The organism is Mesorhizobium sp. 113-3-9, from assembly GCF_016756515.1.
Taxonomy (GTDB): domain Bacteria; phylum Pseudomonadota; class Alphaproteobacteria; order Rhizobiales; family Rhizobiaceae; genus Mesorhizobium.
Genome location: NZ_AP023246.1, coordinates 1,213,628 through 1,239,331 on the forward strand (window position 1 = coordinate 1,213,628; position 25,704 = coordinate 1,239,331).

The following is a 25,704-nucleotide window of genomic DNA, read 5'->3' on the forward strand; positions in this document are numbered from 1 at the left end:
ATTGAAGTGCCATGGAACGCTTTCCCCGGGTCGCGCGCTGATGGCAACCCTGCTGCCGGGAACGCGGGCGTTGAGGACGCTGGAGGCGGCTGCGCGTCACCTCAATTTCACCCGCGCCGCCGACGAGCTTGGGCTGACGCCGGCCGCGGTCAGCCACCAGATCAAGGAAATCGAGGATCAGCTCGGCATCGTGCTTTTCACGCGCACCAGCCGCACCATCCGTCTGACGGAGGCGGGCACGGTGCTGTTCGAGGCCGCGACCGACACGCTCGACCTGCTTGGTCGGGCGGTCATGCGGGCGCGCAAGATGGCACGCGGGACGGAGTTCCTGAAGGTCACGCTGGATGCCCAGTTCGCGGCGAAATGGCTGATGCGGCGCGTCGAGGATTTCCGCAAGCAAAGGCCGGGGATCGAGCTCAGGTTCGACATCGCCTACGGGCTGCGTGATTTCGACCTGGATGATGTCGATGTCGGCATCCGCTTCGGCGCCGGCAAGTATCCGGGGCTTTGCGCGCACCGCCTGTTCGACAACATCATCATTCCGGTGTGCAGCCCAGGCCTGCTGGCGTCCGGGCCACCGCTGCGCGAACCGCGCGACCTCTTCCTCCACACGCTCGCCCATATCGAATGGGCGCGGCAGGGCGTGACATGGCCGAACTGGCGCATGTGGATGGCGGCGGCCGGTGTCGACGATTTCGACGACAGCCGCACCGTTGTCTTCGGCACCTCCACGGATGCGGTCCAGGCGGCGCTCGACGGCAACGCCGTCGCACTCGCCGATTTCGCCATGGTGGCGAACGACCTTTCCGAAGGCCGGCTGGTGCAGCCCTTCGCGCTCAGCATCAAGGTCGCGCCCGAATACGCCTACTTCCTGGTCTATCCTCAGGCGATGGTCGACGACCCCCGCATCGTCGCTTTCCGTGAATGGATCCTGGAGGAAGTGGCCAGGACGCGAACGATGGACAAGGCATAGATCATCACGGCCAATTCAGCTCACGACCTGGCGTTGTGGCCGAAGATCATGCGGGTGTATTTCTTCCACTTCCATTTCAGGCTTTTGTACAAACGCGGGTATCTCTTCGCGGAAATGGAGGTTTGAAACGCTCCATTCTCGCTCCCCTGTTCGACAATCGGCCGTTCGAACCACAGCATTTCAATGCCAAGCTTCTCGTCCATCTGTTCGACCTGGTGGTCGATCGACGTGTATATCTTGTTCTGGGCGATCCAGGCGCAACGGGCCTCGGCGACCGGACGGGTGATGAGGTAGGAATCGGTGCATCTGGCATGCAGTGCCGGGTAGAGCCTTTGACCCCTCCGCAGTTCCCAGCTCGGCGTGTAGTAGTTGCTGCCATTGCCGAGATAGATGACGGCCTTGCGCTTGGGGCTGCCGAGCTCAACCAGTCCCTGCCGGAACTTGGCGACGAAGTCGCGGGCGAGGAACACGTCGTCCTCGAACACCAGGCAATAAGGCTGGTCGGTCTCGAGGAAATCGCGCCAGATGCCGACATGCTTCAGCGCCAGCGAGACGGCCGGCGGGTGGGTAAAGGCGGGCGCGATCAACTCGTCGCGAATCTCCTGAGTGATATCCGGACGGTCCCAGTCCGTGTAAAAATAGACCGGCACGCCGCGCCGCTCGAACTCGCGGACAATGTGGCGGCGCCGGTCGTCATAGCCCTGTTTGACGTGGCAGACCCGGGTGAACACCAGGTCGCGCGGGAAACCGGACTCGTCTGCCATCGTCAACCCACTCTCAGCTTGCCGCGGCGCCGAACCAGCCGATCACCGTGCCGATGATCAACAGCACACCCAGCCAGTGGCCGCCATCGATGAGGGTCAGGTCCCAGCCGAAATTCTCGTAGCGATGGTTGACCGACAGCGTTGTCGCGACGAAACCCAGCCAGAGCACGAAGCCGAAGACAAGCCCGGCAAGCAGTGTCGGCTCACCGCCGGTCACCGCGCCGACGACCAGGGCCATGATATAGGCCATGACCAGTTCGGCGATGAAGCTGATGACGAAAGGCAGCGGCGATTTCTTCATTGTCGCCGGATCGAGCCTGGCCGCCTTCAGCCACGGCTTGCTCAGGGCCATGTACCAGGCGGCGCCGAACAGCCAGGCCAAGATGGCGGCGGCGATCACCGCCAGCCAGTTCACCGCCGAAAAATCCATGAGCTTGCCCCTCCGATGCGGATTTTATGGAAACGCCTGTTCGGCGGTGGCGTCAAGCAAAGCGCCAGACGGTGGTGCACTTGACCAGGGAATCCTCCAATGCTCGCGTGACGGCGACCTCATGGACCGCAAGCGGTTCCAGCCCTGATCTTGGCAGGTACGACCGGCCGGGATCGCCGACGAGGATCTCGGCACCACGCGCCTTGAGCGTTGCAAACCATGGCATGAGGCGGTCGGCGAAGGATTTGTCGTAGAAAACGTCACCGGCGAGGATCACGTCCCAGCCCGCATCGGTGCCGATGCAGTCCGTGCCGAGGAAATCGATGCCGACGCCATTGGCCTCGCCGTTGAGGCGTATGGCGGTGGCGCAGAACGGATCGATGTCGGCGGCGGTCACTTCGGCGGCACCCGCCCTGGCGGCGGCGATCCCAACAAGGCCGGAACCCGAGGCGAAGTCGAGCACGCGCTTGCCCCGCACCGTGTCGGGATTGTCCAGGATATAGCGGGCGAGGCCCTGGCCGCCGGCCCAGGCAAAGGCCCAGAAGGGTGGCGGCAGGCCGATCTCGACCAGTTCGTCCTCGGTGCGCTGCCAAAGATCGTGCGCTTCATCGGCAAGATGAAGCAGAATCTCAGCCACATGCGGCGGCGCCATCAGCGCCGTGTTGTCGAGGATGAATTGCCTGGCGCCGTGCGGGGTGAGTGCCGTCACGGAGCAGGCGTCAGGCCGCCCATGCGGCAGACTTCCTTCCATTCGGCCGGGGTGACCGGCTGCACGGAAAGCCGTCCAAGCCGCACCAGCGCCATATCGGCAAGCTTCGCGTTGGCCTTGATCTCCGCCAGCGTCGGCGGGTTTGGCACATCCTTGAAAGCGCGGACATCGACGCATTCCCAGCGCGGATCATCCGACGTGGTGTCGGGATGGGCGAGCGCGCAGACCTCGGCGATGCCGACCACGTTCAGCCCCTCGTTGGAATGGTAGAAGAAGCCGAGATCGCCGATCTGCATGGCCTTCATGTTGTTGCGGGCGGCGTAATTGCGTACGCCATCCCACTGCGTGCCGGCCTTGCCCTTGGCCTTCAGCATCTCGAAGGAGAACTTGAACGGCTCCGATTTGAACAGCCAGTAGTTCATTTCTTCTCCTCCTTGCGGTCCTGCTGCGAGCGACCGGGATTAACTAGCCGCCGGCTTGTTGAACGTCCAGTTCCACGGACGGATTTCGACGCTTTCGAACAGTCCGGCTTTGGCATAAGGGTCGGCGGCCGACAGGGCTTGCGCCCCTGCCAGATCCGGCGCCTCGACGACCACGAGGCTGCCATTGGGCTTGCCGTCGGCATCGAGGAACGGACCGGCAAAGGCCAGTTTCTTGTCGCCATTCAGCCCTTCGAGAAAGGCGACATGCTCGGGCCGCGTGTCGAGGCGCACCTGCAGGCTTCCCGGCTTGTCCTTGCAAATCAAAGCAAACAGCATGGTTTTTCTCCTGGTCTTGGGATTGAGGCTAGGGGGATTGAAATTTGGGGGATCAATCGTTGGTTTCGGTCTTGAGCGGCCGGGTCATCAAGGCCGTCACAGCCTGGCGGATGGTGATGGTGCCGTCCAGTATGGCAGCGACGGCGGCGATGATCGGAGCGTCGATGCCGCGTTCGGCGGCGATGCGAGCGGCGATCGCCGCCGTCGGCACGCCTTCGGCCAGCGGCAGCCCGGAAAGCGCCTTGCCTTGCCCGAGCGCAAGCCCGTAGGCGAAATTGCGCGATTGCGCCGACGAGCAGGTCAAAAGCAGGTCGCCAAGGCCGGAAAGCCCCATCAGGGTCTCTGGCCGGGCGCCGAAGGCGGCGCCGATGCGGCGCAGTTCGACGAAGCCACGCGTCACCATCGCGGCCTGGGCGCTGGCGCCGAGCCCGGCGCCGGTGACGGCACCCGCGGCGATGGCAAAGACATTCTTCAGGGCGCCGCCGATCTCGACGCCGATCAGGTCGTCGCTCGAATAGCAGCGCAGGTTCTCCGCGGAAAAGCGGGCAGCGAGGTCGGCCGCCAGGGCCTCGTCGCCGGCGGCCACCACCACCGCTGTCGGCAGGCCTCGGGCGACATCGGTGGCGAAGCTCGGGCCTGACAAGGCGGCGACGGGATTTCGCGGCAGGATCTCGGTGACAATCGCCGACAGCAAGGCGCCGGTGTCGCGCTCGATGCCCTTGGCGCAGAGAACGAGCGGGATGCCGTCCGGAATATGGTCCTTCGCGGCCGCCAGCGTCGCCCGCAAGGACTGCGCCGGGGTCACCGCCAACACGCAATCGGCACCGGCGAGCGCCATCCTGATGTCCGATGTCGCTTCGATGGCGGGCGCAATCGCGATGCCGGGCAGGTAGCGCGGGTTCTGGCCCCGGCCGATCGCGGCCACGGTTTCCGGGTCGCGCGCGAAGAGCCGCACCGCGTGTCCGGCGCGCAGCATGGCCAGCGCCAGTGCCGTGCCCCAGGCGCCGCCGCCCAGCACAGCGACACGCCAGCCGCTTTTGCCTGGATTGTTCTTGGCTTCAGCCGTCATGCCTTGGCTCCGCGCCGGCCGGAGCCGACCATCGGCGCCGAGATGCTGTCCAGCGGCCAGCGCGAACGCGGCACGAAATCGAAGCCGTTCTCCTGCGCCATGCCTTTGCGCAGGCGTTCGATGCCGGCCCAGGCGATCATCGCCGCATTGTCGGTGCAAAGTTTTAGCGGCGGCGCGACGAAGGTGAAACCGGCCTGGGCGCAGAGCCGCTCCAGCGTCGCCTTGATCGTGCGGTTGGCGGCGACGCCGCCGGCGACGACCAGCGCCGGGGTTTTCGTCCCGGGAAATGTTTCGCTGAACCGTGCCAACGCGCGCGACACGCGGTCGGCGAGCGCATCGGCGACCGCCGCCTGGAACGAGGCGCAGATGTCGGCGATATCCTGGTCGCTCAGCGGCTCGATCGCCGTCGCGGCCTGGCGCACGGCGGTCTTCAGGCCGGAGAAGGAGAAATCGGGCTGCGCCGATCCTTTCATCGGCCTGGGAAAGGCAAAGCGCGTGGCGTCGCCGCTCTGTGCCGCCTTCTCGACATTCGGGCCGCCGGGATAGGGCAGGCCGAGCATCTTGGCGGTCTTGTCGAAAGCCTCGCCGAGCGCGTCATCGATGGTGGTGGCCCAGCGCTGGTAGTCGCCGACGCCGCGCACGGCCAGGATCTGCGTGTGGCCGCCGGAGACGAGCAGCAGCAAATAGGGAAACTCGAGCCCGTCGGTCAGCCGTGCCGTCAAGGCATGGCCTTCCAGGTGGTTGATGGCGAGCAACGGCTTGCCCGCCGCCGCGGCGATCGCCTTGGCCGTCATCAGCCCTACGATGAGGCCGCCAACCAGGCCGGGGCCGGCGGTGGCGGCGATGGCATCGATGTCGCCAAGGGCCGTGCCCGAATCGGCAAGGGCCGCCTCGATGATGCCGTCCAGCGCCTCGACATGGGCGCGCGCGGCAATCTCGGGCACGACGCCGCCGAAGGCGGCATGCTCCTCGATCTGGGAAAGCACGACGTTAGACAGGATTTTCGGCGCGGCGTCGCCTTCGAGCGCCACGACACTGGCGGCTGTCTCGTCGCAACTCGTCTCAATGCCCAGAACACGGATCAATTCGTCGCTATCCCAAGAGATTGTTTATCGGGCCTTTCCCCGTTAGGAGAAAGCCCGAAAAGGCCTCGGTTATTCCAGCCGCATTTCCGCGACGCCAGGTGGCTCCACTTGGCTGCAAAATGCTCTGGCCGGGGGTTATCACGGACCGCGCGCCATGCAAACAACCTTGAAAATCGGAACACGCGGCAGCCCGCTGGCGCTAGCCCAGGCGCATGAAACGCAGGCGCGGCTGATGGCCGCGCATAAAATGCCGGCGGAAGCCTTCGAGGTCGTCGTCATTTCGACGAGCGGCGACCGCATCCAGGACCGTCCCCTGTCGGAGGCCGGCGGCAAGGGCCTGTTCACCAAGGAGATCGAGGAAGCGCTGCTCGCCAGCGCGATCGACATCGCCGTGCATTCGTCCAAGGACATGCCGACGCAATTGCCCGACGGCCTGGAGCTCTCCGCCTTCCTGCCGCGCGAGGATGCGCGCGACGCCTTTGTCGGCAAGGCGGTGAAGACAATCGCCGAACTGCCGCGCGGGGCCAAGGTGGGCTCTTCGTCGCTGAGGCGGCAGGCGCTGATCCGCCGCATGCGGCCGGATCTCGATGTAGTGATGTTCCGCGGCAATGTGCAGACGCGGCTGCGCAAGCTGGACGAAGGCGTCGCGGCCGGAACCATCCTCGCCTATGCCGGGCTGAAGCGGCTGGGGCTCGAACATGTTGCCACCGATTTGATGCCGCTCGAGATCTTCCCGCCGGCGCCCGGCCAAGGCGCGATCGGCATCGAGACGCGCATCGGCGATCGCGCTGCCGAGAGGATGCTGGTGGCGATCCACGATGTGCCGACCGGACAGGCACTCGCCTGCGAACGCGCTTTCCTGGCGGCGCTCGACGGCTCCTGCCGCACGCCGATCGCCGGCTATGCGGCGATCGAGGCCGGAAAGCTTTCTTTCACAGGCCTGATCATCTCGCCCGACGGCACGCAGTCGCACACGGTCGAACTGCAAGGGGCAGCACAGGATGCCGCCCGCATCGGCGATGAGGCCGCGCGGACGGTGCGGGCCAAGGCCGGCGAAAAGTTCTTCGACGGCTGGGTCTGAACATGCTTCGCGTCCTGGTGACCAGACCGGAACCGGGCGCCTCGCGCACGGCCCGGCGGCTTCAGGACACAGGCTTTCAGCCGGTTCTCCTGCCCCTGACTGAAACGGCGGCTTTGCCTGTCGATGCCGGGCTGATTCCAGATGACGCTGCCGCCGTTGCCGTCACCAGCGCCAATGCCTTGCGTCATGCCCCGAAGGACGTGATCGCGGCGCTTGCCGCCCTGCCTTGCCACGCCGTGGGGGCCAGGACCGCCGAAGCGGCGCGCAAGATGGGGTTCTCGTCGGTCGTTGAAGGCGCCGGCGATGCCGAGGCGCTTGCCGATAGCCTTGCGGCCGCGTTCCCCGGCAAGGCAATCGTTTATCCCTGCGGCCATGTGCGGTTTCCGGTGTTCGAGCAGAGGCTCGAAGCGGCTGGAGTCCTGGTCCACGCCGTGGAGACGTATGACACGCTTCCGGTGCGGCATTCGGATGACACCATCCTTGCGCTTCTGTCCGGCCGACCGGTCGATGCGGTGCTGCTCTATTCGGCCAAGGCGGCCGCCGCGATGCAGGGCCTGGCCACACGGCCTGCCTTGCAAGGGGCTTTTGAAAACACACGCTTTTTCGCTCTTTCCGCGCGTATCGCCGCTGCCTTCGACGACAGTGGCGGCAAGGCAATCCGCGTCGCCGAAGAGCCCGATGAGGGAGCCCTGCTGGCACTTTTGCCGCCGCCCCGCTGACCCGCGTCATCACACCGCCCCTTTTCACCGCTTGGTGATGTGCTAGACCCTTTGTGAACCATCACGCGCCGCCAGGCGTTGAGACGAAGCGAATTTTGCGGAGCCAGGCATGGTCAAGACGCCGAAGATGCGACACTCGAAAAGCCGCCGCGAGCCGGTGACCATCGATCTCGAACCCGGCGCCGTCTCCCGTATCGTCGACGAGGATGCCGCGAAGCCGTCAGCGACAAGCGAAGAAGCCCAGGCCGCGGAAGGGTCTGAAGCAGAGATTCCCGAAGAGCCGGTGCATGCCGACCAGATCGACCTTGAACCCTGGGAACACGCCGATGCCGCCGGGCAGGCCGGGACAGAGCCGCCCGTGGAGGCCAAAGCCACTGGGCCGGAGCTGCCCTATCCCGGTTCGGATGCGCCATCCAACGGCGCCAAGGCCTCGGACTATAATTTCGAGGACGCGTCGGCAAAGCGCGCCGACGACAGCAAGGCAAGAACCGAGACGCGGGGCGAAAAAATGGCGCCGACTCCTCCTCCGGCAAAGCGTAGCGGCGTCAACGGTATTGCCGCCGGCCTTATCGGCGGCGTCATCGCGCTGGTCGGCGCCGGCGGCCTGCAGTTTGCAGGCCTGCTCGGCGCGCCCGGTTCCGGCGCCAGTGTTTCGCTGGATGGCGTCAATGGCGAGATCGCCTCGCTGAAGAGCGAAATCGCCGGCCTGAAGGAAACCGGTGGCAACAATGACGCGGCGGCCAAGATGGTTGGGCTTTCCTCGGGTCTGGAGCAGGTAAAGGCCGATGTCGCGGCACTGAAATCGGCAGTCGAACAGGGTGGCGCGGGCGACAGTGCCGGGCTTGCCGCGCTTGGCGACAAGGTCAAGCAGATCGAAACCGCGCTCGCCGCTCTCGGCAAGGCCGGCAGCGCCGCACCGGTCGATCTCGGCCCGCTCAATGAAAAACTGGCCGGTCTCGACGCGCTGGTGAAATCGTCCGGCGAGGCGGCGAAGGCTCAGGACGGCCGGCTGACCGCGCTGGAGCAATCGGTGTCGCAGCTTTCCGACAAGGTCGAGGCGGCGGCGGGACAGCCCAAGATCGCGCTCGCCATTGCCGCGTCGGCCTTGAAGTCGGCGCTCGAACGCGGTGCGCCGTTCTCGGCGGAACTCGATACGCTGGCCGCGATCTCTCCCAACGCGCCTGAACTCGCGACCTTGCGGCCCTATGCCGAGAAGGGCGTTCCGACCCGCACCGAAATCGCCTCGCAGATGGATGCCGCCGCCAATGCCATGGTCGCCGCCGCCACGCCGGTCGACCAGAATGCCGGCTTCCTGCAGAACCTGATGTCGAGCGCCCAATCGCTGGTCAAGGTCCGCCCGATCGGCGCTGTCGAGGGTGTGGGTGCACCCGAAACCGTGGCGCGCATGGAAGTAGCGGTCACCCAGGGCGACTATGCCAAGGCGCTCAGCGAGTATAATTCGCTGCCTGAGGCCGCGAAGGCCGCCGGCGCCGAGTTTGCCGGCAAACTGAAGGCGCGCATCGAGGTCGAAACCCAGGTCGACGCCCTGATCTCCGGCGCGATGAAGGCATGAGGGCAAAACGATGATCCGCCTGCTCGCCTTCCTCATCGTCGTCTTCGCGCTCGGGCTGGGCTTTGCCTGGCTGGCCGACCGGCCGGGCGACATGGTCGTCACCTTCAACGGCTACCAGTACCAGGTCAGCCTGATGGTGGCGGCGGTAGCAATCGTGGCCGTCGTCGCCGCGGTGATGATCCTGTGGTGGCTGGTCAGGTCGCTGTGGAACAGCCCCTATACCATCTCGCGCTATTTCCGCGTGCGCCGCCGCGACCGCGGCTACCAGGCGCTGTCGACAGGCATGATCGCCGCCGGCGCCGGCGATGGCGCGCTGGCCCGCAAGAAGACCAAGGAAGCGGCCAAACTGATCCGTTCCGACCAGGAGCCGCTGATCCATCTGCTCGAGGCGCAGGCGTCGCTGCTCGAAGGCGACCATGAAGGCGCGCGGCAGAAATTCGAGAGCATGCTCGACGATCCCGAAATGCGGCTGCTCGGCCTGCGCGGGCTTTATCTCGAAGCCGAACGGCTGGGCGACCGCAATGCCGCCCGCCACTATGCAGGCCGTGCCGCCGCCGTTGCGCCGCAACTTGCCTGGGCGGCCGAATCCACGCTTGAGGAGTTGACGGCGCGCGGTGACTGGGACGGTGCCTTGAAACTGGTCGACGCGCAGAAGTCGACGCGGCAGATCGAACGCGACGCCGCCAGCCGCCGTCGCGCCGTGCTGTTGACCGCCAAGGCGCAATCGCTCGCCGAGAGCGATCCCGCCGCCGCCAGGACAGCGGCGCTTGAGGCGAACAAGCTCAGGCCGGATTTCGCGCCGGCAGCCGTTGCCGCCGCGGCAGCGCTCTTCAAGCAGAACGATGTGCGAAAAGGCTCCAAGATCCTGGAGACGGCGTGGAGGGCCGAGCCGCATCCCGAGATCGCCGAGCTCTACACCCATGCTCGTCCGGGTGACGCCGTGCTCGACCGCCTCAACAGGGCCAGGAAGCTGCAGGAAATGAAGAAGAACCACGCCGAATCGTCGATGACGGTGGCGCGTGCGGCGCTCGACGCGCAGGATTTCTCGACCGCCCGCAGCGAAGCCGAGGCCGCGATCCGCATGGACCGCCGCGAGGGCGCCTATCTGCTTCTGGCCGATATCGAGGAGGCCGAGACCGGCGACCAGGGCAAGGTTCGGCAATTGCTTTCCAAGGCTTTGCGGGCACCGCGCGATCCGGCCTGGGTGGCCGACGGTGTCGTGTCGGAGCGCTGGGCGCCGGTGTCGCCGATCACCGGACGGCTTGACGCCTTTGAGTGGCGCGCGCCGATGGAGCGGCTTGGCCAGTTGATCGACAGCCGTGACGATGCGCCTGACGCCGCCGTGCCGGTCATCGAAGCGCTGGCGAAGCCGGCCAGTGAAAAGCCGATCGACGTGATCGATCATGCCGCCCCGGCCAACGAGGCGAGGGGCAAGGAAACCGAAAACCGGGAAGACGATGTTACCCCGGTCACGGCGGCGGCGTTCGCGGCGGTGCCGGCCGATGCCGAGGCCGTGGAGCCGGCGGAAGAACTGACGCGCCTGCCGGACGATCCCGGCGTCGATCCGGACGACGAGGCGGAGAAGGCGCCGCGCCGCTTCCGGCTGTTTTGATTTTGGCCTTCGGGTGATTGACTTGGCCTTTGGGCCGTTTGGGAATGGATTGATGTTCGAACGCGTTCTGTCGTTTCTCAGGGACTTGCCGGCCGGTGCCGGCGCGCATGCCAGCACGGACGATCCTCGTGTTGCCGCCTCGGCGCTGCTCTACCATGTGATGAACGCCGACGGCGTGCGCCAGGACGTCGAATGGGAGCGGTTCAAGGCGGTGCTGGCGGAAAGCTATTCGATCAGCGGCGCCGAACTCGAAGCGCTCGCCGCCGCCGGCGAACGCGCCGACAACGAGGCGATCGACCTCTATGCCTTCACCAGCGTGCTCAAGCGCCATCTCGACGCCGAGGGGCGCAAGGCATTCATCGGCCTGATGTGGGAGATCGTCTATGCGGATGGCGAGTTGCACGAGCTCGAGGACAATACGGTCTGGCGTGTCGCCGAGCTAATCGGCGTCGAGCGCCATGACCGGGTCGAGGCGCGCCGCAAGGCGGCGGCGCATGCGCCGGGCGCGCGTGGAACCTCCAGCGACGAATAGACGGGATCTCGCCTGCAGATGCCGCACGGAACGCCTTCGAAGCCAAAAATCCTGATCGTCCTGCATCAGGAGAATTCAAGCCCCGGACGCGTCGGCCACATGCTCATCGAAGAGGGTTTCGAGCTCGACATCCGCCGGCCGCCGCTGGGCGACACCTTGCCGGAAACGCTGGATGGCCATGCCGGCACGGTGGTGTTCGGCGGGCCGATGAGCGCCAATGACGAGGACGAATTCGTCCGCCGCGAGACCAACTGGCTGGAGATTCCGCTCAAGGAGAACCGGCCATGTCTCGGCATCTGCCTCGGCGCGCAGATGCTGGTCAACCATCTCGGCGGCAAGGTCGAGGGGCATGGCGAAGGGCTGGTCGAGATCGGCTGGTATCCGCTCAAGGCGACCGAGGCCGGCAAGAAGCTGATGCATTGGCCCGACATGGTCTACCAGTTCCACCGCGAGGGCTTTTCGCTGCCGAGGGACGCGACGCTGCTGGCGACGGCCGATACCTACCCCAACCAGGCGTTCCGTTACGGCGACAATGCCTGGGGCATCCAGTTCCATGGCGAACTGACAAGGGTGATGATGCAGCGCTGGGTGGTGCGCGGCGCGCATCGCTTCGAACTGCCCGGCGCCCAGCCCGGCCGCGACCATCTCGGCGGCCGGCTGATCTGGGACATGCATCTGAAGCGCTGGCTGGACGAGTTTTTGCGGATGGTGTTTGGGAGACCTGCTGAGGGATAGGGTCAACTCTCGGTTACTCTGAGCGGCCGGGATTGAACCGAAGACGACTACGCTTGCCCAGGCGTGGACGACCGCTTTGCGCCCTCATGTCGATCCTTTCGCCGTTCGTGACCGGGTCCTGATAGCGATCATTCGCCGTGAACTGCTTAAGTGCTGTTATAGCGGGGCGTCTTTAACCTAGAACCGGACGCCGAACAGTCCCCCAGCTTCATCGTCCGTAAGACGGGGGTCTATGATAAACGGTTCTGGATCAAAAATTGGCTCTCCGGTGGCGGTTTCCTCGGTCTTGATTTTGTCGAGGTCGTCGGAGTTCATCGCGACGATATACTGTATGCCAATTTCGCGGGATTTCTGCTCGGCAAAGCTGAGCGCAAGACCGATTTGGCGTCCGTCCACACCGTCAAAGATATGGCTGTCGTGGATCAGAAAGCCTGGCGAGCGGTCGTGTCGCTTTGCCGCTTGGGCAAGCATCCAATCGAAACAGAACACCTGCATGTGGCTTTTGCCACCGCTCTTCTTTCCGACGATATCCGTGTCAATTTCGAGACCGCCTACACCCTTAGAGCGCCCGATGATCAAATTACCAGGTTCGTCGTAGAGACATCTAGAAACGTCGGCAAAGGCTTGGACAGCGAATTTTCGGACGTCCTCGCGCTCCAACACGTCGCGTCCGATTAGTTCCACCTGCTCGCCAATTTGCCGCTTAAGACGAGCCTGATCCTCAATCACATCACGAAGACGCGGGATTTGTTGGTTGAGGTCCGCCATCTCTCTTTCAAGGGCGGTCAGTTCGGACTGCATCAACGTCATTCGATCAATTGCGATGCCCGAGCGCAGGATCGCCATTTTCTCCTTAAGAGCCTTCTGCAGGCGGTCAATTTGAGTTCGCCGGTCCTTTATGCGCTGTAGTGCCCGAGTCTTCTCGTCGTTCAGCTGCGCGCGTCGATTTTCCGCGAGCTTTCTATGGAATTCGGTCACTTCGTCGAACCGACGCTTGACATGGTCGGCGAAGAAAATACCGACCTGCTCGTACATTGTTTTCACATCAGCAAGTTTCGCTTCTTCAACCTCTTGCAAAGCCAGATTGATATTCTCATTAAGGTCGAGGTCCCGCAGATTTGCTTCGTTCAAGTCTCGGATGTCAGCGGCAATTGCATTGGCAACCTGCTGATGGTCTCGATAGCCGTCAACGACTTCCATCGAGGCGATCTCGCCGCGCTTTCTTTCCACCTCAACCTCAAGAATGTCGAGGCGAGATTGCATCTTGTTCAGATCGAGCGCGCCATTGGAAAAGTAACCTTCGCGGATCATTCCAACAAGGTTGTCGGCCTTCTTCTTTTCTTCTTTGAGGAGCTGGAGTTTTTGCACTAGGCGCCAGTCGAAGCCGAGAAGGTAAGCGAGATTGACCTGGCTATCCCAGGCGCTTTGGTCAGATGAGTTTAGGGTTGGGCTATTAAAGGCCCCGTTTCTCGCCTTTCGTACAAAAAATGCGAACAATGCGCCGAACTTGGGCGAATATATGCTTCCCGCGTCCTCGTCAGTTAACCCGAACCACTGCCGCGCTAGCCTTGACCGAAGCTCTTTAAAATCGATTGAGGCGCCGTCAAGGAAGGCCTCATCTTTATCCTTGCCAGGATTTGTCCTCCGTTCGATTGTAAATTGGTGCTTGGCTTCGCGAAACCTCGCTCCGAATGTTCGGCCCACCAAGATTTCTTTGTGAAAATCGTCGTCAGGGTTCTTTCGATCCTGCACTAGCAAGTGGATCAGCTCGACCATGCTGGTCTTCCCGGTACCATTGCGAGTGTCGCGTGCACTTGAGGCCTTATGCCTCTCAGCCAGCAGGATGCTCATCCCCGGTTTAAATGTCAGGGTTCTGAAACTCGGTAGGTTGCTGTAGATTTCAGTGATCATTGGTTGAGCTTCTTGAGGACGCCCGCCTCTAGGCGAACCGCACCGACTGCATATAGGAAGTCAACCGCTAGCAGAAACCAGTCGAATTCGATCGTCGTCATTTCATACTCTGAACGGCGCGCCTGGATGTCATAAAACAGTGTAGAGACGGTCTTTGGGCGATCCAGTTCCGCCAACACTTCTGCGCCCACCCCTAAAAGTGCATTTTCAATCTTGATGTGCTTCGTGGGCAAAAGCATCAGGACACCGGCACGTTTTCGAAAACGTCGCAGGAATCAAAGAAATAGGTTATGATGACATGCGAGGCTGCGACTTCTTCCGACGTCGCGGTGTTTCGAACATAATCGCACAACTTGAAAAAAATATCGTCAGGATCGTATCCAAGGTCGACGAGCTGAAGATATTTTTCACGCATAGCAGACTGGATGACGCTAACCGCCGCCGGATTGCTTTGACCGTCTAGGAACCGGCCCACTACGTCCACATTGCTCCGGGCCCTGCGGATATCGAATTTCGATGCCTCGCTAAGCCGATTGAATTCCAGCTTAGCCCTATCCGGTATTTCGCCAAACTCCGTTGAACCGAATTGCTTCCCACGTTCGGTGATGATCCGCTTTAGGAGAGGGCGAATGTGTTCCATCTGCACCCCTTCGATATTCAGGGCGGCCTTTGGATAAAGGTGGATCAGTTGCTGCAGAGATAGTTTGTCATGCAACTCGTCTTTCAGGAATCGCCGCGAGCCTGAGAGGAATTTGATGCTCGGATAGGCTTTCCGTAGCTCTTCGATCTTGTCGCTTGCCGAGGTTGGCAACCCACCATCGTTGTTATGAACGAAGTGCCAAACTCTCATCGTTGGCCAAAACTCGACCACCTCCGGGAATGAATCTGCCATCCTTGTCGCAGCATTACTCGCAAATTTTGCAGGCGACTCAGGCGCATAGCACTGGAATATAGTTTCAGTGGAGAGACGTCGACCGTCACTCTTTTTGTCGCCTTTCGGTCCGCCTGCCTTAATGAGTTCGAAGTCCCCGCCATAGACGCATGCAGCCATAGTGGCGAACCATTGTTCGAAGCCGGTCTGATTGAGAGAATTGAAATTGAGGTCGAAGAAGAGGTCGAAGTCAGATTTGTTTTTCATTCTATGACCTGGCCAGAAAATATGTTTCTCGCCCGGAATGTGCTCATATTGGCTGTAATTTGTGAAGTGATCACTCTGGCTATGTGGTGGAAAAGGCCGCGAAATTTTACAGAATAGCGAGAAATCCCTGCCGTCGAGGGACGCAGTGTTCGCTATCTTTGCCAAAAGAAGTTGCTATGAGATAAAGAATGATAGTTGTAAGACTATTTCCCAGTCCAGCTGATGGTAGATAGTCCGCTCTCGGCCCCGTCACGCTGACAGCTGGTGTGCCGGAAACGACAGCTTTCAAGCAGTTGTCGGTGACCGCGAACGTCCGCAATGGAATCGGTTGCCGAACGGTAGCTTTCGTTTGTGCAGGCTCGAAACCAGACTGTCAGGAAACGGCCCCATCTCAGCCGTCGTCGGCGCAGCCTGATTAGCCTGAGCGTCGGGTCCAGCGGCTTGGCTCCGGTACTCAATCAATTCCGCCCGTTCAGATGCCGCACCTTTCGCAGCGCCGGGAACAGATAAGCCCAAAGCCCCGCCACTGCGATGGCGCCGACGCCGCCGATCACGACCGCCGGCACGGTGCCGATCAGCGCCGCCATGGTGCCGGCGCGGAATTCGCCGACTTCGTTGGAGGCGCCGACGAAGACCTGGTTGACGGCGTTGACGCGGCCGCGCACCGCGTCCGGCGTCCACAACTGGATCAGCGTCTCCCTGATGTAGACGCTGAACATGTCGGTGGCGCCGAGGAGGGCCAACGCGACGATTGACAGCCAGGTGACGGTGGACAGGCCAAACAATACGGTGCAGGCGCCGAATGCCGCGACGAAGCCGAGCATGATCTTGCCGGCATTGTCGCGAAGCGGGTGCCCGGCGAGCCACACCGCGACGCAGATGGCGCCGATGCCGGGCGCCGAGCGCAACAGGCCGAGGCCCCATGGGCCGAGTTCAAGAATATCGCGCGCATAGACCGGCAGCAGCGCCGAGGCGCCGGACAGGAGCACGGCGAAGAGGTCGAGCGAGATGGCGCCGAGCACGATCTTCTCGCTCCAGATGTAGCGGAAGCCGGCAAACAGCGTCTCCATCGTAGGCTTGTCGGTGGCGGTCTGCTGGGCGGGCTTGGGAATGGTGAAGATCAGCAGACCGGCCACCAGCATCAGCACGGAGGCGACGGCGTATGCGGCTTCGGCCGAGACGCCATAGAGCAGGCCGCCGGCGACAGGGCCGACGATCGTCGCCGTCTGCCAGGCGGACGAGTTCCACGCAATCGCGTTGCCGAAATCCTCCGGCGGCACCAGATTGGCGAACAGCGACGACGAGGCCGGCCCGTAGAAGGCGCGCGCCATGCCGAACAGCGCCAGAATGACGAAAATCGGCAGCGGACTGACGAGGCCGTGCAGCGTGAAGTACAGGAGCACGAGCGCGCAGCTTGCCTCGACCACCGTTGCCAGAGCCATGATCAGGCGGCGGCCGAAGCGGTCGGCGACGACACCCGTGACAAGCACCAAAAGCAGCGACGGCAGGAACTGGACGATGCCGACAATGCCAAGGTCGAAGGGATCGCGCGTCAAATCATAGATCTGCCAGCCGACGGCGACGGACACGATCATGGTCGCGAAAGTGGTGAGAAAGCGTGCCGTCCAGTAGCTGAGGAAGGCTTTGTGCCGGAAGGCGGCGTAGCGCTGCTCCGGCGAAGTTTGTACGGATGTCATGGAATGAGGCCCCGTTGCGATTGCACCGGCTGGCGGGGCACTTCCCGAATGGGCGCTGTTCCGGCCAATGAAACTTAGTAAAGTTCGGCGCGCATATGCGGTAAAATCGGTGCAGGATCAAGGGACCTTGCACCTTTTCCTTCGACTGCACGAGGAAGTTACTGCCGCAGCGCCGCCGAAATGGCTTCGAGCCCGCCTTTCAACTCGGCTTCCGTCGGCCAGCCGAAGCCGACGCGGAAGAAGCGCTTTTCCATTTCGAACCAGTGGCCGGGACCGACATAGGTGCCGTGGTTTTCCAGCAGGTTCCCATAGAAGCGGTCGAGGTCGAAGCCGGGTTCGACATTGAGGCGCGGGAAGCCGACGACACCGCCCTCGGGCCGCACCCAGTCGACCAGCGGCTCGCGGTCGATCCAGGCCTGGACGATATCGCGGCGCTTGGCCATCTCGGGCAGCAGCGCGCCCAGGAACGTATCCCGGCGCTCCAGCATGCCGCGCGCAATGCCTTCGTCGATGACGCTGCCGCAGATGCCGATCTGCTCCTTGGCGGCGAGGAATGTCTCCTGAAGGGCGGCATCCCTGGTGATCAGCCAGCCGATGCGGATGCCGGGAATGCCGAAGGCCTTGGACAGCGACGAGACGCTGATCGCCTTCTTGCTCAGCGAGGCCGCCGACGGCAGGCGCCTGCCATACGAGAGATCGCGATAGGTTTCGTCGACCAGCAAATGGCAGTTATTGGCCTCGGCGAGCGCCACCAGCGCGTCGAGATCGGCACGTGACATCATCGTGCCGGTCGGGTTGTGCGGGCAAGTGACACTGATCAGTTTCGTGTTCGGCCGGATCGCCGCCTTGATGGCCTCGACATCGATGGCAAATCCGTTCTCGAAGGCGAGGTCGACAAAGCTGATGGCGCAGCCGATCGCCCTCGGGGTTTCGATGTTGGTGGCGTAGTTGGGCCTGATCACGACGAGATGGTCGCTCGCCGACAAGAGCGAGGTCGAGATGATGAACAGCGCCCCGGCGGCACCGGCGGTGACCAGCACATCATCGGGCGAAATGCCGGTATCCTGCGCCGCGACCAGCGCGCGCAAGTCCTTGTCGCCGCGATGCTCGCCGTAGAACAGCGTCAGGTCCGGCAGCGACAGGCCAATGTCGGAAAGCTTCTGATCGGCGATCGAGCTTTCGGAGAGATTGTAGCGAATACGGTCGTAGCCGTATTCCTCCGGCGCTTCCTTCTCGATCACCATCCTGGTGTAGTTCATGGCTTCGCTTCCCCCGAAAAACCTGTCCGGTTCATCCAAGCCACAAAAACGTGAAGCCTGCCAAGGCGAATTCGCCGGCAGGCTTCTGTTCCAGTCGTCCTATCGATTGGCTCAGGACTGATCTTCTCAGGCCGAGACCTTGGCCTTCCGGCCCTTGGCCTTGACGGGCACCACCTCGACGGCCTTGCGGCCGAGGCCGATCGACTTCGCCAGTTCCGAGCGCGAGGCCGCATAGTTGGGCGCAACCATCGGATAGTCCGCCGGCAAGCCCCATTTGGCGCGATAGGCGTCCGGCGTCAGGCCGAAATGCACGCCGAGATGACGCTTCAGCGATTTGAACTTCTTGCCGTCCTCGAGGCAGATGATGAAATCCGGCGTCACCGACTTCTTCGGGTTGACAGCGGGAACCAGCGGGGCCGCCACTGGCACGGCCGGCTTGCCGAGCCCGCCGATCGAGGTGGCGACGCTGGCGATGAGGTCGGCAAGGCCGGAGACGGGCAGGCGATTCTTCTCGACGTAAGCGGACACGATGTGGGCGGTCAGCTCGAGAAGGTCGATGTCTTTGCGAGCGTCGTTGCTATCGTCGGTCAATGTATCCTCCGTCTGTGGCGCACGGCCTCGAAAATCAGAATCGCTTTCGACAGGACGAGGCACAAAATCAAAAATGCTGAAGCGTCTTGAGCGTATCCACTGGAGCACGCCGGGCAGTGCGGCGAAACTCCTAGTCGGCAAATCTGCGTAACGCAATGATTTAGCGCGCCGTCACACGTTATTTTGAACAACTATACTAAACTGTAATAATATCAGACGATCAAGGCCTTGTCTCGCCACAGACGAAATCCACCTTCGAAGGCGCGTGTGTTGTCTCCGCGCCTGGACTCGGCCGGCAACTCGTCGAGCTTGTCGACATTGCCGCCGCCAATGATGACATAGTCTGGCTGCAGAGCGGCGCGCAGCCGGTTGACGACGTCGAAGACGTATTTGCGCCACTTCTTCTTGCCGTACTTTTCCAGGCCGCGCTCGCCGACATAGTCCTCGAAGCTCCGGCCTTTTCTGTAGGGAAGATGGGCGAGCTCCATCGGCTGGCCGACATTGTCGAAGACCATCGCCGCGCCGAGGCCGGTACCGAGGCCCAGGAACAGCATGCGCCCGCCTTCATAGCTGCCAATGGCCTGCATCAGCGCATCATTGACCACCTTGACCGGCTTGCCGAACTGCGCCGCGAAATCGAAGCCGGCCCAACCCTTGCCGAGATTCATCGGGTCGAGCACCGGCTTGTTGCGACGCACCGGGCCCGGATAGCCCATCGATATGACGTCGTAGGACAGGCCCTCGGCGAGCTTCTTCACCTTGTCGATCATCTGCTGCGGCGTCAGGTCCGGGCCGGAATCGTCCCGGCGCTCCGTGCCGCCGGCACTGGTCAGGATCTTGACGTGCGAGCCGCCAATGTCGATCGCCAGCACGATCTGCTCGGGGCCGGTTGCTGCTCGCTTCACCGCCTTGGCCATCGGGTCGCCTCCGCTCATGCCACCGGATCGATCCAGCCATTGGGCGGCCCGAAGCCGGCCATGGCGTCTGCCGGCCCCCATGTTTTCGGCTCGTAGAGATGCGGCGGCGTGGTGTCGCCAAGCACCGGCCCGACGATGCGCCAGGCGAGCTCGGCCGCGTCCTGGCGGGTGAAGAGCTGGCCGTTGCCGTTCATGGCGTCGCCGATCAGGCGCTCGTAGGGCGGCATGTCGGCCTTGCTGTCGTCGAGCGCCGTCAGTTCCACCTGCTCGCCGACCATGTCGTCGCCGGACGCCTTGCGTTGGGCGCCGATGGCGATCACCACCTGCGGGTCGATGCGGAAACGCACATAATTCTGGTCGGCGGGCTTGATCGGGTCGAAGACATCGAGCGGCGGCCGCTTCAGCCGCACCACCACCTCGGTGACATGCACCGGCATGTTCTTGCCGGCACGGATGAAGAACGGCACGTCCTGCCAGCGCCAGGTGTCGACGAAGAAGCGCACCGCCGCGAAGGTCTCGACCGGCGAGTTCGGCTTGACGCCGGGCTCGGCGAGGTAGCCGGTGAACTGGCCGCGCACGACATCGTCCCTGGTCAGCGTGCGGATCGCGCGCAGCACCTGCACCTTCTCGTCGATCAGGTCGTCGGCGGAGCGCCCGACCGGAGGTTCCATGGCCAGCAGCAGGAGGATGTTGAGCAGGTGGTTCTCGATTACGTCCCGGATACAGCCGACATCGTCATAGAATTTACCGCGGCCCTCGACGCCGAAATCCTCGGCCATGGTGATCTGCACGCTCTCGACGAAGTTGCGGTTCCAGATCGGCTCGAGAAAGGAATTGGCGAAACGGAAATAGAGCAGGTTCTGGATCGCTTCCTTGCCGAGATAGTGGTCGATGCGGAAGATCGACTGTTCGTCGAACACCAGGTGCAGCACGCGGTTCAGCCAGCGCGCCGATTGCAGATCGTGGCCGAAGGGTTTTTCCACCATCAGCCGCGCGCCATGCGCGGTGCCGGACTGCTCCAGGCCCTGCACGACGGTCTCGAACATGGTCGGCGGTACCGCCATGTAGTGCAGCGGCCGCTGGGCGCTGCCAAGCGCGGTCTTCAGCTTCTCGAACGTGGCCGGGTCGCGATAGTCGCCGCTGACATAGCGCAGCAGCGAGGCGAATTTGGCGAACACCTTCTCGTCGATCTTGCCCAACGCATTGACGATGCCGTCGCGGGCGCGATCCTGAAGCTGCTTCAAATCCCAGGCGTCGAAGGCGACGCCGATCACCGGTTCGGTGAGCGTGCCCTTGGCGACCATCTGGTAAAGTGCCGGAAATATTTTCTTGTGGGCGAGGTCGCCGGTCGCTCCGAAGAGCACCAGCGTGTCGGACCGTTCCTGGCTCATGCGTGTGTCTCCCCCTGCGGCGTCACTGGCCAGCCTTTGGCTTCTCGACATGGCCGCCGAAGGCATAACGCATGGCGGACAGCAGCTTGTCGGCGAATTCGGATTCACCTTGCGAGGAGAAGCGGTCGAACAAGGCCGAGGACAGCACCGGCGCCGGGACGCCGGTATCGATCGCCGCCTTCAGCGTCCAGCGGCCTTCGCCCGAATCCGAAACGCGGCCTCCGAAATTCGCCAGGCCAGGATCGCTCTTCAGCGCGCCGGCGGTGAGATCGAGCAGCCAGGAACCGATGACGCTGCCGTGGCGCCAGACCTCGGCCACCTGGGGAAGGTCGATGTCGAACTGATAATATTGCGGGTTCTCCAGCGGGCTGGTCTCGGCGTCCGCCGTCCGTTGCCGCTTGCCGGCATTGGCCGACTTCAGGATGTTCATGCCTTCGGCGTAGGCGGCCATGACGCCATATTCGATGCCGTTATGCACCATCTTGACGAAGTGGCCGGCGCCGCTCGGTCCGCAATGCAGGTAGCCGAAGGGCGCGGTCCCGGCCGCCTTGTCGGGAGCGGGCGAGCCGGCATCGGCGCCCGGCGCCAGCGTGGCGAAGATGGAATCGAGGTGCTGCACCGCCACGACCGGGCCGCCGATCATCAGGCAGTAGCCACGCTCCAGGCCCCAGACACCGCCGCTGGTGCCGACATCGACAAGATGGATACCCTTGGTGGCCAGTTTCGCGGCCTGGTCGACGGCGTCGTGATAATAGGAATTGCCGCCGTCTATGACGATGTCGCCGGGCTCCATCAGCGCCGCGACCTGATCGATGATCTTGCCGGTGATCGCCGCCGGCAGCATAAGCCAGACACAGCGCGGCTTGGCGAGCTTGCCGACGAATTCCGTCAGGGATGCCGCCCCCAGGGCGCCGTCGCTCACCAGGGCCGTGACGCTGGCAGGGTTGATGTCGTAGACGACGCATTCATGGCCGTCGCGCATCAGGCGGCGGACCATGTTGGCGCCCATCCGGCCCAGTCCCATCATTCCGATCTGCATGGTTTCGTCCCGATTGTTTGAGGAAAGAACAAATCTATCGGCGCCGCTGCCTTAATCATGATGCGTCAATGCCGACGCTGAAGTCGACATTCTCCCAACGCATCGCATCGGGCCAGAAAAAAGTGAAGACGAGGGTGTCTCCCGGCTCCAGTCCGGCGACCGGCAGATCGACCAGATGAACGCCGAAAGCGTTCTCGCTGGTCTTGTGGTCCTGGATCGTCAGCCATTTGTCGCTGCTCCAATGGACAACGCCCGGCGCCGAAAGCTCGACGCGCAAAACCTTGCCGGCCGGGATGGTGCGGATCTTGTTGTTGAAGCGCCATGTCCTGAGCGGCGAGCCTGTCTTGCCCTTGATGTAGCGCTCGACGCCTTGCGGTGGCATGTCGAAGACCGCGCCGTCGCGCAACGAGCGCAACAGCTTGATGTGCTCGGCATGTGCCCAGACCAGCGGCATGGCACTGCCGGACGGTTTGCCGAGCCACAGCTCGCGCTCAGGGTTATCATCGGCATCCCAGACCTGCTCCGGCAGCAATCCGCCGATCCCCGCCGAGCGCTCGAAAGTCTCGAGGAGCTGCGCGGCTTTCTCCTTGCGCCCGGCGGCAAGCTCGTAATGCGCCCGCTCGCCGGTGAGCAGCGGCCAGGCGCGTCCCTGGCCGGTGCCGTCGAAAGGCGTGCCATCCTCGTGCTCGCCATAGCCGTCACTGGTGTAGCGGTACCAGACCGGGCCTTGCGGTAGATCGCAACGCAAAAGCGCATCGACGGCCTTGACCGTATCGACAATGCGCGGATCGTCGGCCGCCCTGAGGCCAAAGCGAACCAGGGCCAGGGCGTCGGGACTGACTATGGCTTCCGCCGGTTTGTCGGTGTCGGTCGGGGGACGGTTCTTGATCGGCACGAAGCCGTCCTTCGGCGTAGCGGCGCCCGCATCGTCCGGCGGCGCGATACGGACATAATAGCCTCTGACGCCTGCGTCGATGGAGAGCTGGGTGCCCGTGACGTAGGTCCAGCGTTCGACCTGATCGTTCCAGCAATCAGCGGTTTCGCGCAGGTAGTTTGCCGGCTCACTCTTTCCGGCGATATCCAGCATATCGGCGGCGGCAAGCAGCGCGGCGATCTCGACGGCCAGCGTGAACGGGCTGTATCCGGCGTCCTCCTCCCAGCGGTCCTCGCCGGTGACGGGGCCATTGCGCACGACATACGAGGCGGCGGTTTCGATCATGGCCATGAAATCGGCGAGCCTGGCACGCGGCAGATAGTCCGCGCGGCGCAAGGCGTCGGCCAGAAGCAGCGGAAAGGCGCATTCGTCCATCTGGATTCCGTGCCAGTAGGCGGTGCCGTCCGACCAGACATTCTGCGGCCAGTGACCGTCCGGCTGCTGGATCGAGCGCAGATAGGCCAGGATCTGCAGCGCCTGCTTGCCGTCGCCGGCGGCAAGGAAACCTCCAGCGGTCTCGACCAGATCGCGCGGCCAGACCAGATGATAGCCGCCGAGATCGTCGTCGCCCTTGTTGAAGCCCCATGGGATCGACAGGCTGGCAACGGCGGCGCCGGGTCTCGCGACCGAGAGATGCGTGGCCAGAACCGCGGTGCTCACACGATAGGTGTTCAGCCCTGAGGCGGTGTGGCGGTCGAGCTTCTCAAGCCCGGTCTGAAATGTCCGCCAGTTCCCGACATAGGTTTCGGCGGCGGCGTCGAAACCCTGCTTGAGACTGGCCAGCGCCAGGTCCGCGGCTGCTTCCGGCGAAGCGCCGAAGCCAAGCGCCAGCAAGGCCGTGGTCTTGCCAGCGGAAAAGCCGATCTCGCCGGTCAGGGCGACATTGCCGTCTTCCGCCCGCTGGCAGGAGGGCTCGAGAGCACCGCCATTCTGCAATTGCTGCCATCCGTCGGAGAAACCGACATAGCCGGCCGAACAGCCATGCCAGGGCAGTGAGCAGGCCAGCGCCAGGGAGACGCCGCGCCCCGTGGCGAAGAGCATGCGCTGGCCCTTGTGTTCGCCAACCCAGGCGGTATTACCCATCCCGGCATTGACGAGGTGCGGCGCAAGCAGCGCGTAGACATGGTAGTCGGCCGCCGGACCTTTCAGCGGTACGAATGCAATCTCCTGCAGCAGGACAGGCCGTTTCGGATCCGTAATGATGCGCTTTTCGATACGGTAGGCGCCGTCCGTCGCGGTGTTGGTCAGCCTGTAGCCCGGCACGCCGTCCTCGAACGGCGCGATGGCGTGCGCGGCGTCGCGCTTCTCTTCCGAGAAATAGCCGCCCGGGCCGGTGACGATCAGCTCCATGTCGCGCGTGCAGGCGCTGTCGAGACGCGGATAGTAGATCTCGTTCAAGATGCCGTGACTGATGGTGAACCAGAGCGGGCTCTTGGCTGAAAACGCGGTGCCGACGCCACTCTTGGCGCTTGATGTCCAGCGCGCCGGTATTCCGGGCGCGCCTTTGGCAACGGTCGGCGTTACTGCCATCAAATGGCCTCCTGTCGTGCTCCTAGACCATGGGCCGGCGGCTTTTTCAATCATCGCACCGCAAGTTGATCGAAGGCATGCCAAGCTTTGCAGTTGACAGCTTGCGGTTCGTCTGCATTTGTCTGACAATAGATAAAAAACAGGGACTGCGCGTAACGATCATCAGGCAAAACTAGCAACTTCGGGAGGAAATCATATGAAGAAACTGCTCGTTCTGGGTGCGCTGGCGGCTATGTTGGCCTCGGGCACCGCACTTGCCGACACCAGCGGCAAGAAGATCGCATTCTCCAACAATTACGCCGGCAATTCGTGGCGGCAGGCCATGCTCGACAGCTACGGCATCGTCACCAAGAAGGCGGTCGACGACAAGGTCGTCGGCGCGGCCGACATCTTCACCACCGCCGACAAGGAAGTGCCGACGCAGGCAGCCCAGGTGCAGAACCTGATCCTGCAGGGCTATGACGCCATCGTCATCAACGCCGCCTCGCCGGATGCGCTCAACGGCGCCATCAAGCAGGCCTGCGACGCCGGCATCGTCGTCGTCTCCTTCGACGGCATCGTCACCGAACCCTGCGCCTATCGCGTGGTCGTCGACTTCAAGGACATGGGCAAGCAGGAAATCGAGCAGATGGCCAAGTTCCAGCCCAAGGGCGGGAACCTGCTGGAGATCCGCGGCCTTGCCGGCACGTCCATCGACGATGCCATCCATGCCGGTATCCTCGAAGGCGTCGCCGCCCATCCCGAATTCAAGATCGTCGGTTCGGTGACCGGCGACTGGGACCAGACGACGGCGCAGAAAGCGGTCGCGACCATCCTGCCCTCGCTGCCCGATGTCGTCGGCATCGTCGACCAGGGCGGTGACGGCTATGGCGCGGCCCAGGCATTCGCCGCCGCCAACAAGCCGCGCCCGACCATCATCATGGGCAACCGCCAGGACGAGTTGAAGTGGTGGAAGGAACAGAAGGACAAGGACGGCTACCAGACCTGGTCGGCCTCGATCGCGCCCGGCGTGTCCTCGCTTGCCTTCTGGGTGGCGCAACAGGTGCTCGACGGCCGCAAGGACATTCCGCACGATCTCCTGGTGCCGTATCTGGCCTTCACCCAGGACGATTTCGAGGCAGCCCTGCCGAAGATCAAGGAAGGCGGCGTCGCCACCCACGAATACAGCCAGGCAGATGCAATGGCGGCCATCAAAGCCAACATCAAGTGAGCATCGCGGCAGCGTTGCCGTCCGTATCGCCGAGCGGGTACCGTTGA

Annotated in this window: 25 protein-coding genes; 8 read left to right on the forward strand and 17 right to left on the reverse strand. The window is 63.2% G+C overall.

The features are described 5' to 3' along the window. Positions 1–40: 40 nt before the first annotated feature. Positions 41–973, forward strand: coding sequence for a transcriptional regulator GcvA (gene gcvA, locus MesoLj_RS05830; protein WP_140776043.1), 933 nt, complete (start codon positions 41–43; stop codon positions 971–973). A gap of 20 nt (positions 974–993) precedes the next feature. Here the strand turns inward: gcvA and MesoLj_RS05835 are convergent, their stop codons facing one another. Genes MesoLj_RS05835 through tsaD form a run of 7 tightly spaced genes read right to left on the reverse strand, consistent with a single transcriptional unit; the run spans position 994 to position 5,785 of the window. Then, a complete protein-coding gene (locus MesoLj_RS05835) occupies positions 994–1,737 on the reverse strand; it encodes a glycosyltransferase family 25 protein (protein ID WP_202325385.1) in 744 nt (247 codons plus the stop codon). Between the two features lie 13 nt (positions 1,738–1,750). Beyond that, on the reverse strand, positions 1,751–2,167 hold the full coding sequence (locus MesoLj_RS05840) for a DUF1761 domain-containing protein (protein WP_202325386.1): 417 nt from the start codon (positions 2,165–2,167) through the stop codon (positions 1,751–1,753). Positions 2,168–2,219: 52 nt separating this feature from the next. Continuing rightward, the gene (locus MesoLj_RS05845; RefSeq protein ID WP_202325387.1) at positions 2,220–2,876 is read right to left on the reverse strand and encodes a class I SAM-dependent methyltransferase; all 657 of its coding nucleotides are present in this window, start codon (positions 2,874–2,876) and stop codon (positions 2,220–2,222) included. Then, the gene (locus MesoLj_RS05850) at positions 2,873–3,298 is read right to left on the reverse strand and encodes an EVE domain-containing protein (protein ID WP_202325388.1); all 426 of its coding nucleotides are present in this window, start codon (positions 3,296–3,298) and stop codon (positions 2,873–2,875) included. The genes MesoLj_RS05845 and MesoLj_RS05850 overlap by 4 nt, the downstream gene beginning before the upstream one ends. Before the next feature lie 39 nt (positions 3,299–3,337). Then, the gene (locus MesoLj_RS05855) at positions 3,338–3,634 is read right to left on the reverse strand and encodes a YciI-like protein (RefSeq protein ID WP_140776038.1); all 297 of its coding nucleotides are present in this window, start codon (positions 3,632–3,634) and stop codon (positions 3,338–3,340) included. A 52-nt stretch (positions 3,635–3,686) separates the two neighbouring features. After that, on the reverse strand, positions 3,687–4,703 hold the full coding sequence (locus tag MesoLj_RS05860) for an NAD(P)H-dependent glycerol-3-phosphate dehydrogenase (RefSeq protein ID WP_202325389.1): 1,017 nt from the start codon (positions 4,701–4,703) through the stop codon (positions 3,687–3,689). Further along, positions 4,700–5,785: a tRNA (adenosine(37)-N6)-threonylcarbamoyltransferase complex transferase subunit TsaD gene (gene tsaD, locus MesoLj_RS05865; protein WP_202327182.1), complete on the reverse strand. Its 1,086-nt coding sequence runs from the start codon at positions 5,783–5,785 to the stop codon at positions 4,700–4,702. Before tsaD ends, MesoLj_RS05860 begins: the two co-directional genes overlap by 4 nt. A gap of 157 nt (positions 5,786–5,942) precedes the next feature. Here tsaD and hemC point away from each other — a divergent pair, with 157 nt between their 5' ends. From hemC to MesoLj_RS05895, 6 genes are all read left to right on the forward strand, one after another. Continuing rightward, entirely contained in the window at positions 5,943–6,869 is a 927-nt protein-coding gene (hemC, locus tag MesoLj_RS05870) for a hydroxymethylbilane synthase (protein WP_202325390.1), read from the forward strand. 2 nt (positions 6,870–6,871) lie between these two features. Continuing rightward, on the forward strand, positions 6,872–7,588 hold the full coding sequence (locus MesoLj_RS05875) for a uroporphyrinogen-III synthase (RefSeq protein ID WP_202325391.1): 717 nt from the start codon (positions 6,872–6,874) through the stop codon (positions 7,586–7,588). Between the two features lie 109 nt (positions 7,589–7,697). Continuing rightward, complete coding sequence (locus tag MesoLj_RS05880) at positions 7,698–9,161, forward strand: COG4223 family protein (RefSeq protein WP_202325392.1); 1,464 nt, start codon at positions 7,698–7,700, stop codon at positions 9,159–9,161. A gap of 10 nt (positions 9,162–9,171) precedes the next feature. After that, complete coding sequence (locus MesoLj_RS05885; RefSeq protein WP_202325393.1) at positions 9,172–10,773, forward strand: heme biosynthesis protein HemY; 1,602 nt, start codon at positions 9,172–9,174, stop codon at positions 10,771–10,773. Positions 10,774–10,825: 52 nt separating this feature from the next. Further along, complete coding sequence (locus MesoLj_RS05890; protein WP_056574771.1) at positions 10,826–11,305, forward strand: tellurite resistance TerB family protein; 480 nt, start codon at positions 10,826–10,828, stop codon at positions 11,303–11,305. Between the two features lie 18 nt (positions 11,306–11,323). Then, positions 11,324–12,040, forward strand: a complete 717-nt coding sequence (locus MesoLj_RS05895; RefSeq protein ID WP_202325394.1) for a glutamine amidotransferase — start codon at positions 11,324–11,326, stop codon at positions 12,038–12,040. A 177-nt stretch (positions 12,041–12,217) separates the two neighbouring features. Here the strand turns inward: MesoLj_RS05895 and MesoLj_RS05900 are convergent, their stop codons facing one another. From MesoLj_RS05900 to MesoLj_RS05945, 10 genes are all read right to left on the reverse strand, one after another. Then, a complete protein-coding gene (locus MesoLj_RS05900) occupies positions 12,218–13,951 on the reverse strand; it encodes a DUF2326 domain-containing protein (protein ID WP_202325395.1) in 1,734 nt (577 codons plus the stop codon). Beyond that, a complete protein-coding gene (locus MesoLj_RS05905) occupies positions 13,948–14,190 on the reverse strand; it encodes an ABC-three component system middle component 6 (RefSeq protein WP_202325396.1) in 243 nt (80 codons plus the stop codon). Before MesoLj_RS05905 ends, MesoLj_RS05900 begins: the two co-directional genes overlap by 4 nt. Next, on the reverse strand, positions 14,190–15,089 hold the full coding sequence (locus tag MesoLj_RS05910; RefSeq protein ID WP_202325397.1) for an ABC-three component system protein: 900 nt from the start codon (positions 15,087–15,089) through the stop codon (positions 14,190–14,192). Before MesoLj_RS05910 ends, MesoLj_RS05905 begins: the two co-directional genes overlap by 1 nt. 458 nt (positions 15,090–15,547) lie before the next feature. Then, positions 15,548–16,786: an MFS transporter gene (locus MesoLj_RS05915; protein ID WP_202325398.1), complete on the reverse strand. Its 1,239-nt coding sequence runs from the start codon at positions 16,784–16,786 to the stop codon at positions 15,548–15,550. 158 nt (positions 16,787–16,944) lie between these two features. Continuing rightward, positions 16,945–18,045, reverse strand: a complete 1,101-nt coding sequence (locus MesoLj_RS05920) for an aminotransferase class I/II-fold pyridoxal phosphate-dependent enzyme (RefSeq protein WP_202325399.1) — start codon at positions 18,043–18,045, stop codon at positions 16,945–16,947. A 126-nt stretch (positions 18,046–18,171) separates the two neighbouring features. Next, entirely contained in the window at positions 18,172–18,636 is a 465-nt protein-coding gene (locus tag MesoLj_RS05925; RefSeq protein WP_056574785.1) for a MucR family transcriptional regulator, read from the reverse strand. Between the two features lie 212 nt (positions 18,637–18,848). Beyond that, the gene (locus MesoLj_RS05930) at positions 18,849–19,553 is read right to left on the reverse strand and encodes an ROK family protein (RefSeq protein ID WP_202327184.1); all 705 of its coding nucleotides are present in this window, start codon (positions 19,551–19,553) and stop codon (positions 18,849–18,851) included. Positions 19,554–19,567: 14 nt separating this feature from the next. Then, entirely contained in the window at positions 19,568–20,944 is a 1,377-nt protein-coding gene (gene zwf, locus MesoLj_RS05935; RefSeq protein WP_140776026.1) for a glucose-6-phosphate dehydrogenase, read from the reverse strand. 22 nt (positions 20,945–20,966) lie between these two features. Further along, the gene (gene gnd, locus MesoLj_RS05940; protein WP_202325400.1) at positions 20,967–21,983 is read right to left on the reverse strand and encodes a phosphogluconate dehydrogenase (NAD(+)-dependent, decarboxylating); all 1,017 of its coding nucleotides are present in this window, start codon (positions 21,981–21,983) and stop codon (positions 20,967–20,969) included. Between the two features lie 55 nt (positions 21,984–22,038). Continuing rightward, positions 22,039–24,447 (reverse strand): glucan 1,4-alpha-glucosidase, encoded by a 2,409-nt coding sequence (locus MesoLj_RS05945; protein ID WP_202325401.1) that lies wholly within the window; start codon positions 24,445–24,447, stop codon positions 22,039–22,041. A 196-nt stretch (positions 24,448–24,643) separates the two neighbouring features. Here MesoLj_RS05945 and MesoLj_RS05950 point away from each other — a divergent pair, with 196 nt between their 5' ends. Beyond that, the gene (locus MesoLj_RS05950) at positions 24,644–25,657 is read left to right on the forward strand and encodes a substrate-binding domain-containing protein (protein ID WP_140776023.1); all 1,014 of its coding nucleotides are present in this window, start codon (positions 24,644–24,646) and stop codon (positions 25,655–25,657) included. The last annotated feature ends 47 nt before the right edge of the window (positions 25,658–25,704 follow it).

What these genes read in the sequence shown, in the direction of transcription:
- MesoLj_RS05855 (WP_140776038.1), bottom strand. Translation starts at nt 3,634, where the DNA reads ATGCTGTTTGCTTTGATTTGCAAGGACAAGCCGGGAAGCCTGCAGGTG.
- MesoLj_RS05910 (WP_202325397.1), bottom strand. Translation starts at nt 15,089, where the DNA reads ATGAAAAACAAATCTGACTTCGACCTCTTCTTCGACCTCAATTTCAAT.
- MesoLj_RS05895 (WP_202325394.1), top strand. Translation starts at nt 11,324, where the DNA reads ATGCCGCACGGAACGCCTTCGAAGCCAAAAATCCTGATCGTCCTGCAT.
- MesoLj_RS05900 (WP_202325395.1), bottom strand. Translation starts at nt 13,951, where the DNA reads ATGATCACTGAAATCTACAGCAACCTACCGAGTTTCAGAACCCTGACA.
- MesoLj_RS05880 (WP_202325392.1), top strand. Translation starts at nt 7,698, where the DNA reads ATGGTCAAGACGCCGAAGATGCGACACTCGAAAAGCCGCCGCGAGCCG.
- hemC (WP_202325390.1), top strand. Translation starts at nt 5,943, where the DNA reads ATGCAAACAACCTTGAAAATCGGAACACGCGGCAGCCCGCTGGCGCTA.
- MesoLj_RS05850 (WP_202325388.1), bottom strand. Translation starts at nt 3,298, where the DNA reads ATGAACTACTGGCTGTTCAAATCGGAGCCGTTCAAGTTCTCCTTCGAG.
- gnd (WP_202325400.1), bottom strand. Translation starts at nt 21,983, where the DNA reads ATGCAGATCGGAATGATGGGACTGGGCCGGATGGGCGCCAACATGGTC.
- zwf (WP_140776026.1), bottom strand. Translation starts at nt 20,944, where the DNA reads ATGAGCCAGGAACGGTCCGACACGCTGGTGCTCTTCGGAGCGACCGGC.
- MesoLj_RS05915 (WP_202325398.1), bottom strand. Translation starts at nt 16,786, where the DNA reads ATGACATCCGTACAAACTTCGCCGGAGCAGCGCTACGCCGCCTTCCGG.
- MesoLj_RS05930 (WP_202327184.1), bottom strand. Translation starts at nt 19,553, where the DNA reads ATGGCCAAGGCGGTGAAGCGAGCAGCAACCGGCCCCGAGCAGATCGTG.
- MesoLj_RS05945 (WP_202325401.1), bottom strand. Translation starts at nt 24,447, where the DNA reads ATGGCAGTAACGCCGACCGTTGCCAAAGGCGCGCCCGGAATACCGGCG.
- MesoLj_RS05890 (WP_056574771.1), top strand. Translation starts at nt 10,826, where the DNA reads ATGTTCGAACGCGTTCTGTCGTTTCTCAGGGACTTGCCGGCCGGTGCC.
- MesoLj_RS05920 (WP_202325399.1), bottom strand. Translation starts at nt 18,045, where the DNA reads ATGAACTACACCAGGATGGTGATCGAGAAGGAAGCGCCGGAGGAATAC.
- MesoLj_RS05950 (WP_140776023.1), top strand. Translation starts at nt 24,644, where the DNA reads ATGAAGAAACTGCTCGTTCTGGGTGCGCTGGCGGCTATGTTGGCCTCG.
- MesoLj_RS05840 (WP_202325386.1), bottom strand. Translation starts at nt 2,167, where the DNA reads ATGGATTTTTCGGCGGTGAACTGGCTGGCGGTGATCGCCGCCGCCATC.
- MesoLj_RS05875 (WP_202325391.1), top strand. Translation starts at nt 6,872, where the DNA reads ATGCTTCGCGTCCTGGTGACCAGACCGGAACCGGGCGCCTCGCGCACG.
- MesoLj_RS05885 (WP_202325393.1), top strand. Translation starts at nt 9,172, where the DNA reads ATGATCCGCCTGCTCGCCTTCCTCATCGTCGTCTTCGCGCTCGGGCTG.
- MesoLj_RS05835 (WP_202325385.1), bottom strand. Translation starts at nt 1,737, where the DNA reads ATGGCAGACGAGTCCGGTTTCCCGCGCGACCTGGTGTTCACCCGGGTC.
- gcvA (WP_140776043.1), top strand. Translation starts at nt 41, where the DNA reads ATGGCAACCCTGCTGCCGGGAACGCGGGCGTTGAGGACGCTGGAGGCG.
- MesoLj_RS05905 (WP_202325396.1), bottom strand. Translation starts at nt 14,190, where the DNA reads ATGCTTTTGCCCACGAAGCACATCAAGATTGAAAATGCACTTTTAGGG.
- MesoLj_RS05860 (WP_202325389.1), bottom strand. Translation starts at nt 4,703, where the DNA reads ATGACGGCTGAAGCCAAGAACAATCCAGGCAAAAGCGGCTGGCGTGTC.